A 14,265-nucleotide genomic window follows, 5' to 3' on the forward strand; every position below is an offset into this window, starting at 1 on the left:
TTAAGGAATACACTATGCGGAAAGACTCGCAACGGAATTGATTCACACTTGAGGCATCAAAAATCTTGATCTGCGTTAACGCCACGCGGCACTTGTGCACAGGCTTCAGAGCAAGTTTTTGGATTCGTGCACAGAATCGAAGATGCCGCGTCCGATGTGACAATTCTCCGCCACCGCCAAAAATTTTTTACAAAAGCGTCACGCGCGCGACGCGCGGGTGAATTTTCCAAATGCTTGGCCTCACTATGTCGATAAGTTGTTAGCGAGCCATCGTTTTTTGAGTCTCGTTTCACAGGGTAACTCCATCGCGTGACGCGATCCGGGGAAACTACGGTGTGCAGAACTCGCAAGCCCGCGAATTCAACTTGCGCCCGCCTCGCAGGGGCTTTTTGCACCGCGGTGCAAGTTTCCGCTGTTGCAAAACCATTCGCAGGTAAAACTACGGACGCGTCATGGTGCAAACGCCGCAATCCTCCGTTCGAAGGTCGTTCGACGCGTGACTGCTTGCGTGAATATGAGGGCAACAAAAAAGCCCGGCGCGATGCCGGGCTGTTTGACGCGTGTGATGTGCGATGTGATCGCCCGATCGAATGACTCGATCGGACGGCGGCAGAACGCTCGCGAGTTTACTTGGCGAGCTTGGCGATCTGCGCGGTGAGCCGCGAGACTTTGCGGCTGGCATTGTTCTTGTGAATGATGTTTCGCTGCGCGGCGCGCATCAAGGCGGGCTCGGCATTCGCCAGCGCCGTCACGGCGGCGGCGCGGTCGCCGGTCTTGATCGCTTCTTCGACGTTACGCACGGCACCGCGCATCTGGGTGCGGCGCGACTTGTTGACGGCGGTGCGGCGGGCGATCTTGCGCGTCGCTTTCTTGGCGGAAGTGGTATTGGCCATGGTCTCAATGTCCTTTGCGGGTACCGGTCGCGTCTTGGTCGGGTAGCGCCGGCTTGCTTGACCGCGTAATCGACGCTCGGAATTAGGGTGTTCGGTTGCTAGGCTGTTCCCGGAACATGAGCGACGGCCTTGCGGCTGCCTCTGAGGCCCAAGGAGCCTCTCAGCCCAAGGAACCTCTCAGCTCAAGGAGCCTCTAAGCCCAAAGAGCCTGCATCTGCTCAAAGAACAGCGGCGGCAGGATTGCGCCCGCCGCCAGTTGGCGCCCTTATAGAGAGGGTCTTCGGCACCGTCAACGCTTTCCCGGGCTGCAAAAGCAGCCCCTCAGAACCGGGGTGAGTGCCGTAACGCCCTGAAGAGGTTGAATTTCTGCCGTCTCCCTTGTATTGGCTGGCGGCGTTCCGAGGGTCGTCCGATCGGACGACTATATAGGGTGAGGCATGATCCGCGGCTTTTTCCGACTGATTGGGCTGTTGCTGCTCGCCGGCGGGTTCATCTTCATGGTCTATGATGGCGCCCGCTGGGTGGCCGACCAGACCCTGCGGTTCACCCGCTTCGGCCAGTTCTGGAACGACATCAATCAGGCCAGCCAGACGGCATTCCGGACCTGGGTCGAGGCCAAGGCGCCCTGGCTGTGGACCTCGGTGATCCGCCTGGTGCTGGATCAGCCGGTTTTCGCCGTCCTCGGCATTCTCGGCATCCTCCTGATGATCCTGTTCCGCCCGCGCAAGCCGTTGATCGGCTATTCCCGGGATTGAGCTTTCGAGCATGCGGCGCTGTAACAGGGCTGCCGCTCCGTGCGTAAAGACCTATATTCCCACCTGATCGCGAGCACGCCGCCTGAGTAATTAGCCCAGGCGATGCACGGCTCGTTCGGAGATCCGTCCATGCTGTTCATGCGCAAGACCACCGCATTGCCGAGTGCCGCGGAAGCGCTGCCGGGCCGTGCGCAAGCCATTCCGACCGCGACCACCCATTTCGTCAACGGCGCGAAGTTGCAGCCGCCTTATCCCGCCGGTCTCGAGCAGGCGGTGTTCGGGCTCGGCTGCTTCTGGGGCGCCGAGCGCAAGTTTTGGGAGCTCGGCGACGGCGTTTACACGACTGCTGTCGGCTATGCCGGCGGCCACACGCCGAACCCGACCTATGAAGAGACCTGCTCGGGCCGCACCGGTCACACCGAAGTGGTGTTGGTCGTGTTCGATCCGAACAAGGTGTCGTACGAGAAGCTATTGAAGACGTTCTGGGAGAGCCACAACCCGACGCAGGGCATGCGTCAGGGCAACGACGTCGGCACGCAGTACCGGAGCGCGATCTACACCTATTCAGACGCGCAGAAGAAAGCGGCCGATCAATCGAAGGCGCTCTATCAGAAGGCGCTTGCTGCAAAAGGTCTCGGCACCATCACCACCGAGATCGCACCCGCCGGCGAATTCTACTTTGCCGAGGACTATCATCAGCAATATCTGGCCAAGAATCCCGCCGGCTATTGCGGCCTGGGCGGCACCGGCGTGTCCTGCCCGATCGGCGTCGGTGTGAGCGCGTAAGCTGGTCCCTCGTCATGGCCGGGCTTGTCCCGGCCATCCACGATATTTCGTGCGGCACCAAGAACGTGGATGCCCGGGAAGAGCCCGGGCATGACGGAGTGTTTGGTACCATTGCCAAGCCACCCGCCCCCTCAACGCTTTATTAACCATAACCGGTGCATCACTGGATCTGTCTCGTTTCGAGGGATAAGTCCGGTGCCGGTTGCACGCGCGTTTCGATGGTCGATCTCGGCAGCATCCCTGGCAGCGTCCGCCGCGCTGACCCTTGGCGGCTGCATGCAAACCGCTGGTCCCGTCGCCTATGTGCAGCCACGCGCCGATCTCGATTCGATGGCCTATGACCAGCCGTACAACGCGCCGCAGCCCGTCGTCGTCGGCAGTGGCGGCGGTGCCATCGCAGCACTCAGCAATTCCTTTGCCTCGCCTGCGCCCATGCCGGTCGGTTATGCCGCGCCGATGGCGGCGCCGGTCCGCTACGATTCCTCCTACCATCTCGACGCCGGCGACAGGCTGCGCGTGGTTGTCTACGGCCAGGAAGGTCTCACCAACAGCTACGCAATCGACGCCGGCGGCTCCATCACCATGCCGCTGATCGGCGGCGTGCCGGCACGCGGCCGCACCCCCGCGGGTCTTGCCGGCGAGATCGCCGCAAGGCTGCGCAACGGCTACATCCGCGAGCCCTCGGTCGCCGTCGAGATCGAGGCCTATCGTCCGTTCTTCATTCTCGGCGAAGTCTCTGCGCCCGGCCAGTATCCTTACGTGCCGAACATGACGGTCGAAAGCGCCGTCGCGATCGCCGGCGGCTTCTCGCCCCGCGCCAAGCGCGACGTGGTCACCGTCACGCACACCGAAGCCGGCGGCGCCATGCGCGCCGTGGTGCCGCTCGGCACCCCCTTGAGCCCCGGCGACACGGTGTTCGTCGGCGAGCGCTGGTTCTAGAGCGTTTTTGAGCGAAGTGGATGCCGGTTCACGTAAAGAAAGCGCGTCAGAAAAGAATCTAGAGCCTCGGTTCTGATGCAATCAGAACCGAAGCTCTAGCTCACCGCCTGAAATCCAGACGCCCGTTCGGAAAACATCCGTCGATCCTGGTGGCGTCGACCACCAGTCCAACCCATGGCCGTGTGATCGCCGGGTTGGTCAGGTTGATATATTTCCCGATTAGGCGACCCGCGCGATCACGCGCCGTATCGATCAGCCCGTGCCGGCGGCCGTGGTCCCAGTCGAAGCGCAGGAAGATGCGCTCGCCTGTGACCCGCACCTCCGCGCGTCCTTCTTTCCAGGCTTGTGGCGTATCGCCGGCAATGGTCGGATCTGCGCCGCCATTCCAGCGGCTGGCCCAGATGCCGTCGAGCGGGTCTGACTGTGCCGCGATAATTGCCCATGCCGCCGCGTTGACGTCAGCCGCATCGCCGGCAAGCGCGGCGGTTGCGGCATAGTCCATGACGTCGCGATCATCAGGCGCGGGCACGTCCATGGTGCCGAACGGATTGCGGATGACGATGTTCGTATTGGCCTGCTGCATCATGATCTCCCGGCGCGAATTGGCTTGATCAGTCAGCTCTATCGCCGGGCAGCAGGATGCAGCCACCCGATTCCTGCTCGTCATCCGGGGCGCGCGAAGCGCGAGCCCCGAATGACAGCGAAGACAGCCGCGCGCGCTACGATTTCAAATGCTTCGCGAAAAATTCCATGCTGCGCGGCCAGGCGATGTCGGCGCTGGCCTTGTCGTAGCTCGCCCGCTCGTCGCAATGGAAGCCGTGCTGCGCGCCCGGATAGACGAAGACCTCCACGTCCGGCCGCTTCGTCTTGATGGTCTCGACGTCGGTCAGGGGAATGCCGGCATCCTTTTCGCCAAAATGCAGCTGTGTCGGAACTTTTGGTGTCTCGTCGGCAAAGCGTACGACGGCGCCGCCGTAATAGCCGATCGCGGCCTTCAGGCCCGACAGCCGCGTCGCCGCGACGAAGGCGACGCTGCCGCCCAGGCAAAAGCCGATGATGCCGACCGGGCCGACGCTCTTCACCGCATCGATCGCCGCCTGCGTGTCGCGCAGCATCGCGTCCCAATCTGGACTGGCGACGAACTTGCGCGCTTCCGCGATCTCGTCGGGCGAGTAGCCGGACTGGAAGCCCGGCGAGGTCCGGTCGAAGATCGACGGCGCGATCGCGACATAGCCTTCCCCGGCGAGGCGATCGCAGACCGAGCGGATGTGATGGTTGACCCCAAAAATCTCCTGGATCACCACCACCGCGCCCTTCGCCGTGCCGGCGGGGTCAGCGCGATAGGCACTGAGCTGGAATTTGTCGGAGGCCGTCAGCTTGATGTCCTGTCCCACGCGGGTTGTCCTTTTGGTTAGCTTCGATTGCGGGTTCCGCTCGTTCCACAAACTCGTCATGCCCGGGCGTAGCCGTCCGAAGGACGGCGTCGCTTCCGCTCGCCTATGTCCCGGGCATCCACGTTCTTGGTGCGGTAGGAAAGATCGTGGATGGCCGGGACAAGCCCGGCCATGACGATGTGGCAGCTCCAACGCATGATGGCGCAGAGACGATTGCTCTGCGTCATGAAAAGCCACTCTCACTCCCACATCCAGTTCTCGCCATAATCCTCCTTCCAGCCCGCCAGCCGTCCGTGGCGGAATTGCAGGAACAGGCGGTGACGGGTGGGGATCAGTCTGCTGCCGCCGATGTTGCGAAGGGCGAGATAGATCTCGTTGCCGGGGCGTCCCCGCACATATTGCAGCGGTTGCCCCAGCGCCCGCGCAGTCTGGTCGGCATCCATGCCGAAAGCGAGCGGCGTGTTGTTCGACAAGGTCGCGACGAAGGGCAGGCGGGGCAATGTCCCGCCGAATTGCTCGGCTTGCGCGGATGCTGACAGCAACACCGCGCCCGCAGCCAATATAGCTCGCTTCATCGCCACTGTTCCTGTCCGACCTATTCCGGCAAGTTCTTCAGGAAAGGCAGCACCGCGTCAACAAAAGCCTGTGGCTGGTCGATGTTGACGGCGTGTCCGGCGGCGGGGATCACGACTTTTTGTGCGCCGGGAATTTTCGCGGCCATGTAGTCCGAGGCAGCGAGGAACGGCGTGTCGTCGGCGCCGACTACGATCAGGCTGGGCACCTTGATCTCCGGCAGCAGCTCAATCACCTTGGCATCGCGCTGGGTCAGCATGCCGCGTGCGGCGAGCGCCAATCCCTTGGCATCGCGATGGCTTGCGGTGGCGCGCTCGCGCGTTGCCGCCTTCAGCACGTCGAGCCCTTCGCGATCGAATTTGTCGGCAGTGGCGAGCGCGCGCGCATTCCAGGCCTCGCGTGCATCGTCCTTCTTGAAGCCGGGGCCGGTGTCGATGATCAGCAGCGCGCGGACGCGCTTTGGATGCGCGCGAGCGAAGGCAAGCGACATGTAGCCGCCGAGCGAGAGCCCGCCAATGATGGCGCGCTCCGTGCCGACCAGATCGAGGATCGCGGCGATGTCGCCGACGGTGAGTGCTTCGCTGTAAGCGGCGGGATCGTCGGGATAGTCGGACTGGCCGTGACCGCGCATGTCCCACAAGATCAACTTGTGATCCCGGGCAAGCGCCTCGACCTGCCCATGCCACATTGCCGAAGTCGATGAGTAGCCGTGGGTGAGCAGCAGCGGCGGGCCCTCGCCATGAACCTCGTAATGGATTCCGACGCCGTCCCGATCGATCTTAGGCATTGCATCCACCTTATTATCTTGTCTTCCCCCATCCTAACGCGCCGGGTTACTCGGAGGAAACTGCCTGAATGCGATGGCCTGCCTGCTTGGCGTGCACTCTGTTGCGTTCAGCCGCTGCATCACCGCTGTTCTCGCAACGCACAAGATGCGCGCGCCTCGTTTGTTTCGATCGATTCCAAATTGCATTTGCCTCCGCGCCTGAACGCGATCATTCTTGCGATCAAGGCTGGCGCCGGCCCGGTGGGCGTCCGCTACTCAAGTTGCCGCCGTAAGCGGCTTCATGCACCGGCAGGGGAAGACGCCTATGCCAACTCTCACCATCAACGGGCGGAGTCTGTCCGTGGATGCGGCGAACGACACGCCGCTCCTCTGGGCGATCCGCGAGCAATTGCAGATGACCGGCACCAAATTCGGCTGCGGTGCCGGCCTGTGCGGGGCCTGCACCGTGCACGTCAACGGTGAAGCCGTGCGTTCGTGCCAGACCATGGTCGGCGATGTCGCCGGCAAGAAGATCACCACCATCGAAGGCCTCGCCGCCAAGGGCGACCATCCCTTGCAGAAGGCATGGATCGCCGAACAGGTGCCGCAATGCGGCTACTGTCAGTCCGGTCAGATCATGCAGGCGGCCTCGCTGCTGGCGAAGAATCCCAACCCGACCAAGGAAGAGGTCGTGGCGCATATGGACGGCAATCTTTGCCGTTGCATGACCTATTCGCGGATCCAGAAGGCAATCATGCGCGCCGCAACCGAGATGCGCACCGCATCCGCCTCCGGCAACGAGCGGAGGCCCACATGAACAAGCACGTGAACAACGTTGCGCCCGAGGCGACCGATCTCAGCCGCCGCTCCTTCCTGGTCGGCACAGCGGCCACCGGCCTCGTGCTCGGCTATGCCGGCGTGCCCGGCATCGGTGAGGCGCTTGCGGCGCCTTCGAACTTCGAGCCGAGCGTTTGGTACGCGATCGCGCCCGATGGTCTCGTCACCGTCACCTGCGGCAAGGCCGACATGGGCCAGCACATCGCATCCACCATGGCGCAGATCGTGGCCGAAGAGCTGGGCGCGAAGTGGAGCGACATGCGCGTACAGCTTGCCTCCAACGATCCGAAGTTCAACGATCCCGTGTTGGGCGCTCAGATCACCGGCGGCAGCTGGTCGACCATGATGAACTTCGAGGCCATGAGCCGCGCCGGCGCTGCCGGGCGGATGGCGTTGACAGAAGGCGCGGCCGCCGCGATGGGCGTGCCGGCGTCGGAGCTCGTGGTGCGCGATTCCATGATCTCGCACCCGAAGTCGAAGAAGGCGATGTCCTTCGCCGATGTCGTCAAGAGCGGCAAGGCGACAAAAACCTTCACGCCGGACGAGCTGAAGGCGATCAAGCTGAAGACGCCGGATCAATACACCATGATCGGCGTGTCGGTGCCGCAGCTCGACATTCCCTCCAAGACCAACGGCACGGCCAAATACGGCATCGACGTGATGCTGCCAGGCATGGCCTATGGCGCGGTCGTGACGCCGCCCGTGCGCTTCGGCGCCACGGTGAAATCGGTCGACGACAGTGCCGCCAAGAAAGTGCCGGGCTTCATCAAGGCCGTCACCCTCGACGACAAGACCGGAACGACCTCGGGCTGGGTCGTCGCGGTCGCCGGCACCTATGCCAACGCCAAGAAGGCGGCGCAGGCGCTCAAGATCGCCTATGACGGCGGTCCAAACGCGAAGGTGTCGAGCCAGTCGCTGCTCGACGAGGCCATGCGGCTTCAGAAGCAGGAGGATTCCGGCCAGTTCTTCGTCAAGGACGGCGATCCCGCGGCGGCGTTCGGCACGGCGGCCAAGGTGCTGGAGGCGGAGTACACCACCAGCATCAATATCCATGCGCCGATGGAGCCGATGAACGCCACTGCGGAGTTCAAGGGCGAGATCCTGCACATCTATTCCGGCAACCAGTTCGCAACGCGCTCCGGCGCGATCGCGGCGGGTGCGGCCGGGATCGATCCGAAGTTCGTGGTCATGCATCAGATGTGGCTCGGCGGCGGCTTTGGCCGCAGGCTCGATGCCGACATGATGATTCCGGCGGTGCAGGCGGCGAAGGCCATCGGCAAGCCGGTGAAGGTGATCTATACGCGCGAGAACGACATGACGATGGATTTCTCGCGTCCGCTCACCTACCAGAAAGTGAAGGCAGGCGTGGACGGCGACGGCAAGCTCATCGCGCTCAGCCACGACGTGGTTTCGGCGTGGCCGACCCAGCGCTGGGGAATACCCGATTTCCTGACGCCCTCGGTCGACAAGAAGGGTCCGCTCGACTCCTTCACGGTGAACGGGGCCGACTTCTTCTACACCGTGCCCAACCATCATGTGCGCGCGATCAAGAATGAGATGGCGCACAACGCGACGCCGTCCGGCCAGCTCCGCTCGGTCGCGCCGGGCTGGACCTTCTGGGCGGTCGAAAGCATGATCGACGAGATCGCGGCGGCGGCGGGCAAGGACCCCGCGCAGTTCCGCATCTCGCTGCTCGACGGTGCAGGCAAGAACGACGGCGGTGCGCAGCGGCTGCGCAATACGCTGCTCGCCGCGATGGGTCTTGCCGGCTACGGCACCAGGAAGCTGCCGAAAGGTGAGGGCATGGGCGTGGCCTGCGTCTCGTCGCAGGAACGCGCGACCGCAAGCTGGACGGCCTGCGTCGCTCACGTCGCCGTGGCGCCATCGGGCGAAGTGACCGTGAAGAAGCTCACGGTCGCCACCGATGTCGGCACGCAGGTGCATCCCGACAACATCCGCGCCCAGGTCGAGGGTGCGGCGCTGTGGGGCCTGTCACTGGCGATGTACGAGAAGGCGACGCTGAAGGACGGTGGCATCGAACAGACCAATTTCGACAGCTACACGCCCTTGCGCATGAGCCAGGTGCCGGAGGTCGCGATCGCCGTGATCGCCAATGGCGAAAAGGCCACTGGCGTCGGCGAACCCGCGGTGACAGTGATCGCACCCGCGATCGGCAATGCCATCTTCAACGCCTCGGGCGCCCGCGTCCGGGCCCTGCCGATCACGGCCGAAGCCGTGAAGGGCGCGATGAAGGCGTAAGGCTGGTTGCGATTGTTGACCTGACATGATCCGCCGGGGGCAGCCCCCGGCGGATTCGTCGTTAAAAAAGCCCTGTGTTTGCAACCACATCTCTACTGTGCATGGGGTTGTTTTCGAGGTTTTTGATTGGAACCGCCGGGGACGCGAATTCCGTAAAATTGTCCCAGATTCCGCAGGGTTCCATTGAGCACGCCTCTTAAGGGCCGGAGAACCTGATCCGGCTTAGGCTTTTGCCCGAAACACGCCCGTGCTCTTGGGGAAGCCATGAACGCCTCAGCCAAACCCGCCGCCAAACGCCGGCTTCTGCTCGCCTCCGACCGGAGCGACGAGAGCACCGAGCTCGCCAGCATTCTCAAGGCGGTCGGCGACGTTGCCACTGTAACGACGCAGGAGCTCCCCGAGCAGCCCTCGCGCGATCTCTCCGGCCTCGTGGTTGACATCAATCTGCGCTCGCCCGACAGCGTGCAGCGGGTGCGCAACAAGCTGCGCGGCGACGCCTATCGCGCCATGCCTCGTCTGTTCGTGCTTGCGGACGCCCTGCATCACGGCACCATGCAGGCCTGGGCGCTGGGCGCCACCGACACCATCTCGCGGCCGCTTCAGCCCGAGGACATCCTGCAGCGCATCCGTGCGGCCTTCCCCGACACCGCCGTCTATGACGCGACCGATCGCGGCAAGACGCTCAATCGCGGCGTCGAGGCCGCGCACGCGGTACTGAAGAAGATGTTCGAGAAGCTGCCGCTCGGCGTACCCCTGACCTTCGACGACATCATCGCCGCCGAGAGCAAGATCCTGAAGGCGATCAAGCACTCCTCGCTGCGCGAGTGGCTCACCACGGTTGGCTGCCACCATGTCGGCAGCTACCGGCATTGCCTGTTCGTGACCGGATTTGCGGTCTCCTTCGCCCAGCACCTCGGCATGCGCGAGGACGACCAGCGCCGGCTGACCCGTGCCGCGCTGCTGCACGACGTTGGCAAGGCGTTCGTTCCCTCCGCGCTGCTCGACAAGGCCGGCAAGCTCACCGACGAGGAGATGGCCGAAGTCCGCCAGCATCCGCGCCGCGGCTATGACGCGCTCGCAGCTCAAGGCGGCTTTCCGCCGGAGATGCTGGACGTCGTGCTGCATCACCACGAATTCCTCGACGGCTCGGGCTATCCCAACAATCTCTCGTCGAACCAGATCAGCGATATCGTGCGGGTCACGACGATCGTCGACATCTGCGCGGCACTCGTGGAGAAGCGCGCCTATCGCATGCCCTTCACCCACTCGCGCGCGTTTGCGATGATGGAAGGCATGGGCGGCAAGCTGGACCAGCAGCTGTTGCAAGCGTTCCGCCCGGTGGCGCTGGGATCGTTCTGAACTCCGGTGTCGTCCTGGCGAAAGCCAGGACGACATTGTGGTAATCGCTCGTGCTACCCCACCATCTTCCTCAGCTCCGCCTTCGTCACCTTCTCCAGTGTCGAGCGCGGCATGTCGTCGACGAAGCGGATCTCGCGCGGCATCTTGAAGTCGGCAAGGCCGGCGCGGCAGGCGGCCATCACGGCGTCGTGCAGATCAGGCCGGGCACCGGCGACGCCACCCTGCGGGATGATGAAGACGACCGGCACCTCGTCCAGCATTGGATGCGTCTTCGCCACCACGGCGGCCTCGCGCACGCCGGGGACCAGTGCGACCACCTGCTCGATCTCCGACGCCGCGACGTTCTCGCCGCCGACCTTCAGCATGTCCTTGCTGCGGTCTGCGAAGCGAATGTAGCCGTTCTCCAGCCGCCCCACGCGGTCGCCGGTGAGAAAGAAGCCGTGCTCGTCGAAGCTCTCGCGCGTCGCCTTTTCGTTGTGCAGATATTCGGCGAACAGCGACAGGCCGACAATGCCCTTGATCGAGAGATTTCCGGTGCCGTCGATTTCGGTCGGCCGCCCGTCGTCGTCGGTGATGCGGATTCATATTCCGGCGCGGCGCGGCCGATCGACATCGGGATGTTGGGCTGGTCGATCTCGCCGACGATGCCGTGGGTGATGGTCTCGGTCATGCCCCACCAGCCGATGATCTTGACTCCGAAAGCGGCGAAGGCCGGCGGCTCGTTGATCGCGGTGCCCCACAGACGGAATTTGTGATCGCGCGGGATGTCCTGTTCGAGCAGCGCCTTCATGCAGAACGGGATCGTCGAGGTCCAGGTCGAGCCGTGCTCGCGCGCAGCGCCCCAGAACCGGCTGGCGGAAAAGCGCGGCTGGATCACGCAGGTGGCGCCGACCCATAGCGTCGCCAGCATCGAATAGGCCAGCGCGTTGGTGTGGAACAGCGGCAGATAGGCCTGATGCACGTCGCTTGCGTGCAGGTCTTCGTGCGCGGCGTTGATCTTGGCGCCCCACAGCGCGTTGGCGTGGGTCCACAGCACCGCCTTGGGGCGCGATGTCGTGCCCGAGGTGTATTGCACGCTGCACGGCGCGAGCGGATCGATCGCGCGCCTGGGACGGTCGGCGCTATCGGCGAACAGCTCCTCAAAGCTGTCGCCGCGTGAGACCGGGTTCCCGGGCGGCGCGCCCGCATCGTGCGAAGTCACCGCCATCCAGCGGATGTTGCGGCAATTCTGCGCGACGATCTCGGCATAGGCCGGCTGTGTGATCGCGGCGACCGCGCCGCAATGATCGGCAAAATAGTCGAGTTCGGCCGGCGCCGAGCGCGTGTTGGTGGTCACCGCGATGGCGCCGAGTTCGACACAGGCGAACCAGGCCAGCAGCGCCTCGATGCAATTGTCGAGGTGAATGAGCACATATTCGCCCGGCTTCACGCCGCGCTTCGTCAGTCCCGCCGCGAGCGCGCCGACCCGCTCGTGAAACTCGCCATAGCTCCAGCGCCGCGCAGGCGCGTCGAACGGCGCCCAGATCAGGAACGGATGTGAGCTGCGCACGTCAGCCCGCATCTTCAGCAGCCAAGGCACATCGAGCCCGTCGAATGGGCCGACGATTCCGGCGGCGGCTTGCGAAGTCGGCATATGTCCTCCCGTGCAGCCTGCATCTTGCCGGCGGCCGCGTTTTGATGATTGCGTCTTCCTGCTCTCTCAGCCCTCATGCGACGGTGCGTGGGGCAGGCGGCTTGGCCTTACCGGCCGCCGTCCTCGTATGACGAAATCTCGATCAGGCTGCCATCCGGATCCCTGCAATAGACCGAGCGCAGCGTGCCGCGGGCGCCCTGCTTGGGAACCGGGCCCTCTTCGATCGCAACCCCATGTGCCTTCAAATGCGCCACCACCTCGTCGGGGCTGGCGGAGGTGAGGAAGCACAGATCCTCGCTGCCGGCGGTCTGGTGGTCCGCGGTGAACCACTCCACCTTGTCGGCATCGCGCGGCCGGACGTTGATCTTCTGGTTACCGAATTGTAGCGACGTCCGCGGCGCTTTGCCGCCGCCGGGGTCGAACACCTTGACTTCCATGCCGAGAATCTTGCCGTACCACTCGGCGGTCACTGCGACGTCCGCGACGTTGATCACGAGATGATCGAGGGCTTCGACCTTGACCGCCATGCCTTATCCTTTCGTCGTGATGCGCCCCGTGTACTTTCCGCCTGCGGCAAGCTTTGTTACAACCGCGCCGACGCCATTTTCAAGCTATCTGGCTTCAAGAACAACACGTTGGGAGAACCCTTGAGATGATCACACGCCGTACCGCGCTGAGCCTGCTCGCCGCCAGTCCGCTTGCAGCCAGCCCGCTGTCGAAGGCCCTTGCCGCCGATTACCCGACCCATCCGGTGAAATGGGTGGTCGGCTATCCGCCGGGCGGAGCCACCGACATCCTGGCGCGCCTGATCGGCCAGCGGTTGTCGGAGAAGTTCGGCCAGCAATTCGTGATCGAAAACAAGCCGGGTGCCGGCAACAATATCGCCACCGAATCGGTCGTCAACGCCGAACCCGACGGCTACACGCTGCAACTGGTCAATCCGGCCAACTTCATCAACGCCTCGCTCTACACCAACCTGAAGTTCAACTTCGTGCGCGACATCGCGCCGGTCGCCTCGTTCCAGCGCGTGCCGAACGTGATGACCGTCAACAAGGACGTGCCGGCCAAGACCGTCGCCGAGTTCATCGAATACGTGAAGGCCAACCCCGGCAAGGTCAACATGGCCTCCTCGGGCAACGGCACCTCGGTGCATCTGTCCGGCGAGATGTTCATGGCGCTGACGGGCTGCAAGATGCAGCACGTGCCCTATCGCGGCGCCGCACCGGCGATCACCGACATGCTCGGCGGCCAGGTGCAGGTGATCTTCGACAACATGCCCTCGATCATCCAGCACATCCGCTCCGGCTCGCTCCGCGCCATCGGCGTCACCACGGCGGAGCGCTCGCCGCAGCTGCCCGACGTGCCGGCGATCGGCGAGACCGTGAAGGGCTATGAGGCGAGCGCGCTGTTCGGCATGGGGGCGCCGAAGAACACGCCCAAGGAGATCATCGCCAAGCTCAACAGCGAGATCAACACGCTGATAAAGGAGCCGGACATGGCCAAGCGCCTGGTCGAGCTCGGCGGCGAGCCGCGGGCGCAGACGCCCGAGGCGTTCGGCGAGGAGATCAAGGCCGAGACCGAGAAATGGAAGAAGGTGGTCGAGTTCGCCGGCCTGAAGGTCGAGTAGCGATCTTGTGATGTCCGGGAATGGAGCCCTGCCGTTCGGCAGGGCTTTTTTCTTGGATGCCGTGCCATTGAGCTGGAATAAAGCGGCTTCGTGAAACCTGATGGGTATATGGCGCGTATGATGCGCTGTGAGGAGAGGAGTAGATCATGCGTAAGACGCAATTGGTGCTGGTGGCACTCGGCGTGACGGCCCTTGCCGGCTTCGCGACGGTTACGCCGGCAGCGGCGCGCGACTATCCTTGGTGTGCCCAGGGCGGTGAGTATGATTATCCGGGGGAATGCTCCTACAGCAGCTATGAACAATGCCAAGCCAGCGTGTCCGGCCGGCTGCTGTACTGCGATCGCAATCCCCGCTTTGCCGACAGCCAGGTTTCTCCGGCGCAACCGCGATCGCACCGGCGGCCGCGCCCCGTCGCGCCGTACTAGCGAGCTGGCTGACTTCAGC

Annotated in this window: 15 protein-coding genes and 1 pseudogene; 8 read left to right on the forward strand and 8 right to left on the reverse strand. The window is 63.8% G+C overall.

From position 1 onward, the window contains the following. Positions 1-626 precede the first annotated feature (626 nt). On the reverse strand, positions 627-893 hold the full coding sequence (gene rpsT, locus ACFQX9_RS08440; protein ID WP_007598259.1) for a 30S ribosomal protein S20: 267 nt from the start codon (positions 891-893) through the stop codon (positions 627-629). Between the two features lie 437 nt (positions 894-1,330). On the opposite strand from rpsT, the gene ACFQX9_RS08445 reads away from it, so the two are divergent. The 3 genes from ACFQX9_RS08445 (at position 1,331) to ACFQX9_RS08455 (ending at position 3,373) form a co-directional block, all read left to right on the forward strand. Then, positions 1,331-1,648: a hypothetical protein gene (locus ACFQX9_RS08445; protein ID WP_007616084.1), complete on the forward strand. Its 318-nt coding sequence runs from the start codon at positions 1,331-1,333 to the stop codon at positions 1,646-1,648. A gap of 129 nt (positions 1,649-1,777) precedes the next feature. Continuing rightward, a complete protein-coding gene (gene msrA / locus ACFQX9_RS08450) occupies positions 1,778-2,434 on the forward strand; it encodes a peptide-methionine (S)-S-oxide reductase MsrA (protein ID WP_204513065.1) in 657 nt (218 codons plus the stop codon). A 195-nt stretch (positions 2,435-2,629) separates the two neighbouring features. Then, positions 2,630-3,373: a polysaccharide biosynthesis/export family protein gene (locus ACFQX9_RS08455; protein WP_377787732.1), complete on the forward strand. Its 744-nt coding sequence runs from the start codon at positions 2,630-2,632 to the stop codon at positions 3,371-3,373. Between the two features lie 100 nt (positions 3,374-3,473). On the opposite strand, the gene ACFQX9_RS08460 is transcribed toward ACFQX9_RS08455, so the two are convergent. From ACFQX9_RS08460 to ACFQX9_RS08480, 5 genes are all read right to left on the reverse strand, one after another. After that, on the reverse strand, positions 3,474-3,956 hold the full coding sequence (locus ACFQX9_RS08460) for a hypothetical protein (protein WP_085349792.1): 483 nt from the start codon (positions 3,954-3,956) through the stop codon (positions 3,474-3,476). Positions 3,957-4,092: 136 nt separating this feature from the next. Next, positions 4,093-4,767, reverse strand: coding sequence for a dienelactone hydrolase family protein (locus ACFQX9_RS08465; RefSeq protein ID WP_377787735.1), 675 nt, complete (start codon positions 4,765-4,767; stop codon positions 4,093-4,095). A 56-nt stretch (positions 4,768-4,823) separates the two neighbouring features. Next, positions 4,824-4,994 carry a hypothetical protein gene (locus ACFQX9_RS08470; RefSeq protein WP_158091539.1) on the reverse strand — a complete coding sequence of 57 codons (171 nt, stop codon included), beginning with the start codon at positions 4,992-4,994 and terminating at the stop codon, positions 4,824-4,826. Positions 4,995-5,006: 12 nt separating this feature from the next. Next, entirely contained in the window at positions 5,007-5,342 is a 336-nt protein-coding gene (locus ACFQX9_RS08475; protein ID WP_085349731.1) for a hypothetical protein, read from the reverse strand. Between the two features lie 20 nt (positions 5,343-5,362). Continuing rightward, complete coding sequence (locus ACFQX9_RS08480; RefSeq protein ID WP_377787739.1) at positions 5,363-6,127, reverse strand: alpha/beta fold hydrolase; 765 nt, start codon at positions 6,125-6,127, stop codon at positions 5,363-5,365. A 304-nt stretch (positions 6,128-6,431) separates the two neighbouring features. Between ACFQX9_RS08480 and ACFQX9_RS08485 the strand changes: the two genes are divergently transcribed. The 3 genes from ACFQX9_RS08485 (at position 6,432) to ACFQX9_RS08495 (ending at position 10,561) form a co-directional block, all read left to right on the forward strand. Then, complete coding sequence (locus ACFQX9_RS08485; RefSeq protein ID WP_007616069.1) at positions 6,432-6,923, forward strand: (2Fe-2S)-binding protein; 492 nt, start codon at positions 6,432-6,434, stop codon at positions 6,921-6,923. Continuing rightward, positions 6,920-9,202, forward strand: coding sequence for a molybdopterin cofactor-binding domain-containing protein (locus tag ACFQX9_RS08490; protein WP_204513067.1), 2,283 nt, complete (start codon positions 6,920-6,922; stop codon positions 9,200-9,202). Before ACFQX9_RS08485 ends, ACFQX9_RS08490 begins: the two co-directional genes overlap by 4 nt. A 264-nt stretch (positions 9,203-9,466) precedes the next feature. Then, complete coding sequence (locus ACFQX9_RS08495) at positions 9,467-10,561, forward strand: HD-GYP domain-containing protein (RefSeq protein ID WP_377787744.1); 1,095 nt, start codon at positions 9,467-9,469, stop codon at positions 10,559-10,561. A 53-nt stretch (positions 10,562-10,614) separates the two neighbouring features. On the opposite strand, the pseudogene ACFQX9_RS08500 reads toward ACFQX9_RS08495, so the two are convergent. Beyond that, positions 10,615-12,194: pseudogene (locus ACFQX9_RS08500) on the reverse strand (AMP-binding protein). A gap of 107 nt (positions 12,195-12,301) precedes the next feature. After that, positions 12,302-12,721 (reverse strand): VOC family protein, encoded by a 420-nt coding sequence (locus tag ACFQX9_RS08505; RefSeq protein WP_204513070.1) that lies wholly within the window; start codon positions 12,719-12,721, stop codon positions 12,302-12,304. 125 nt (positions 12,722-12,846) lie between these two features. Here ACFQX9_RS08505 and ACFQX9_RS08510 point away from each other — a divergent pair, with 125 nt between their 5' ends. Continuing rightward, positions 12,847-13,821 (forward strand): tripartite tricarboxylate transporter substrate binding protein, encoded by a 975-nt coding sequence (locus ACFQX9_RS08510; RefSeq protein ID WP_204513071.1) that lies wholly within the window; start codon positions 12,847-12,849, stop codon positions 13,819-13,821. A gap of 146 nt (positions 13,822-13,967) precedes the next feature. Then, entirely contained in the window at positions 13,968-14,246 is a 279-nt protein-coding gene (locus ACFQX9_RS08515) for a DUF3551 domain-containing protein (protein WP_377787748.1), read from the forward strand. Positions 14,247-14,265 lie beyond the last annotated feature (19 nt).

Origin of the sequence: Bradyrhizobium sp. GCM10028915, assembly GCF_042666195.1 — a bacterium.
GTDB classification, from domain to species: domain Bacteria; phylum Pseudomonadota; class Alphaproteobacteria; order Rhizobiales; family Xanthobacteraceae; genus Bradyrhizobium; species Bradyrhizobium canariense_D.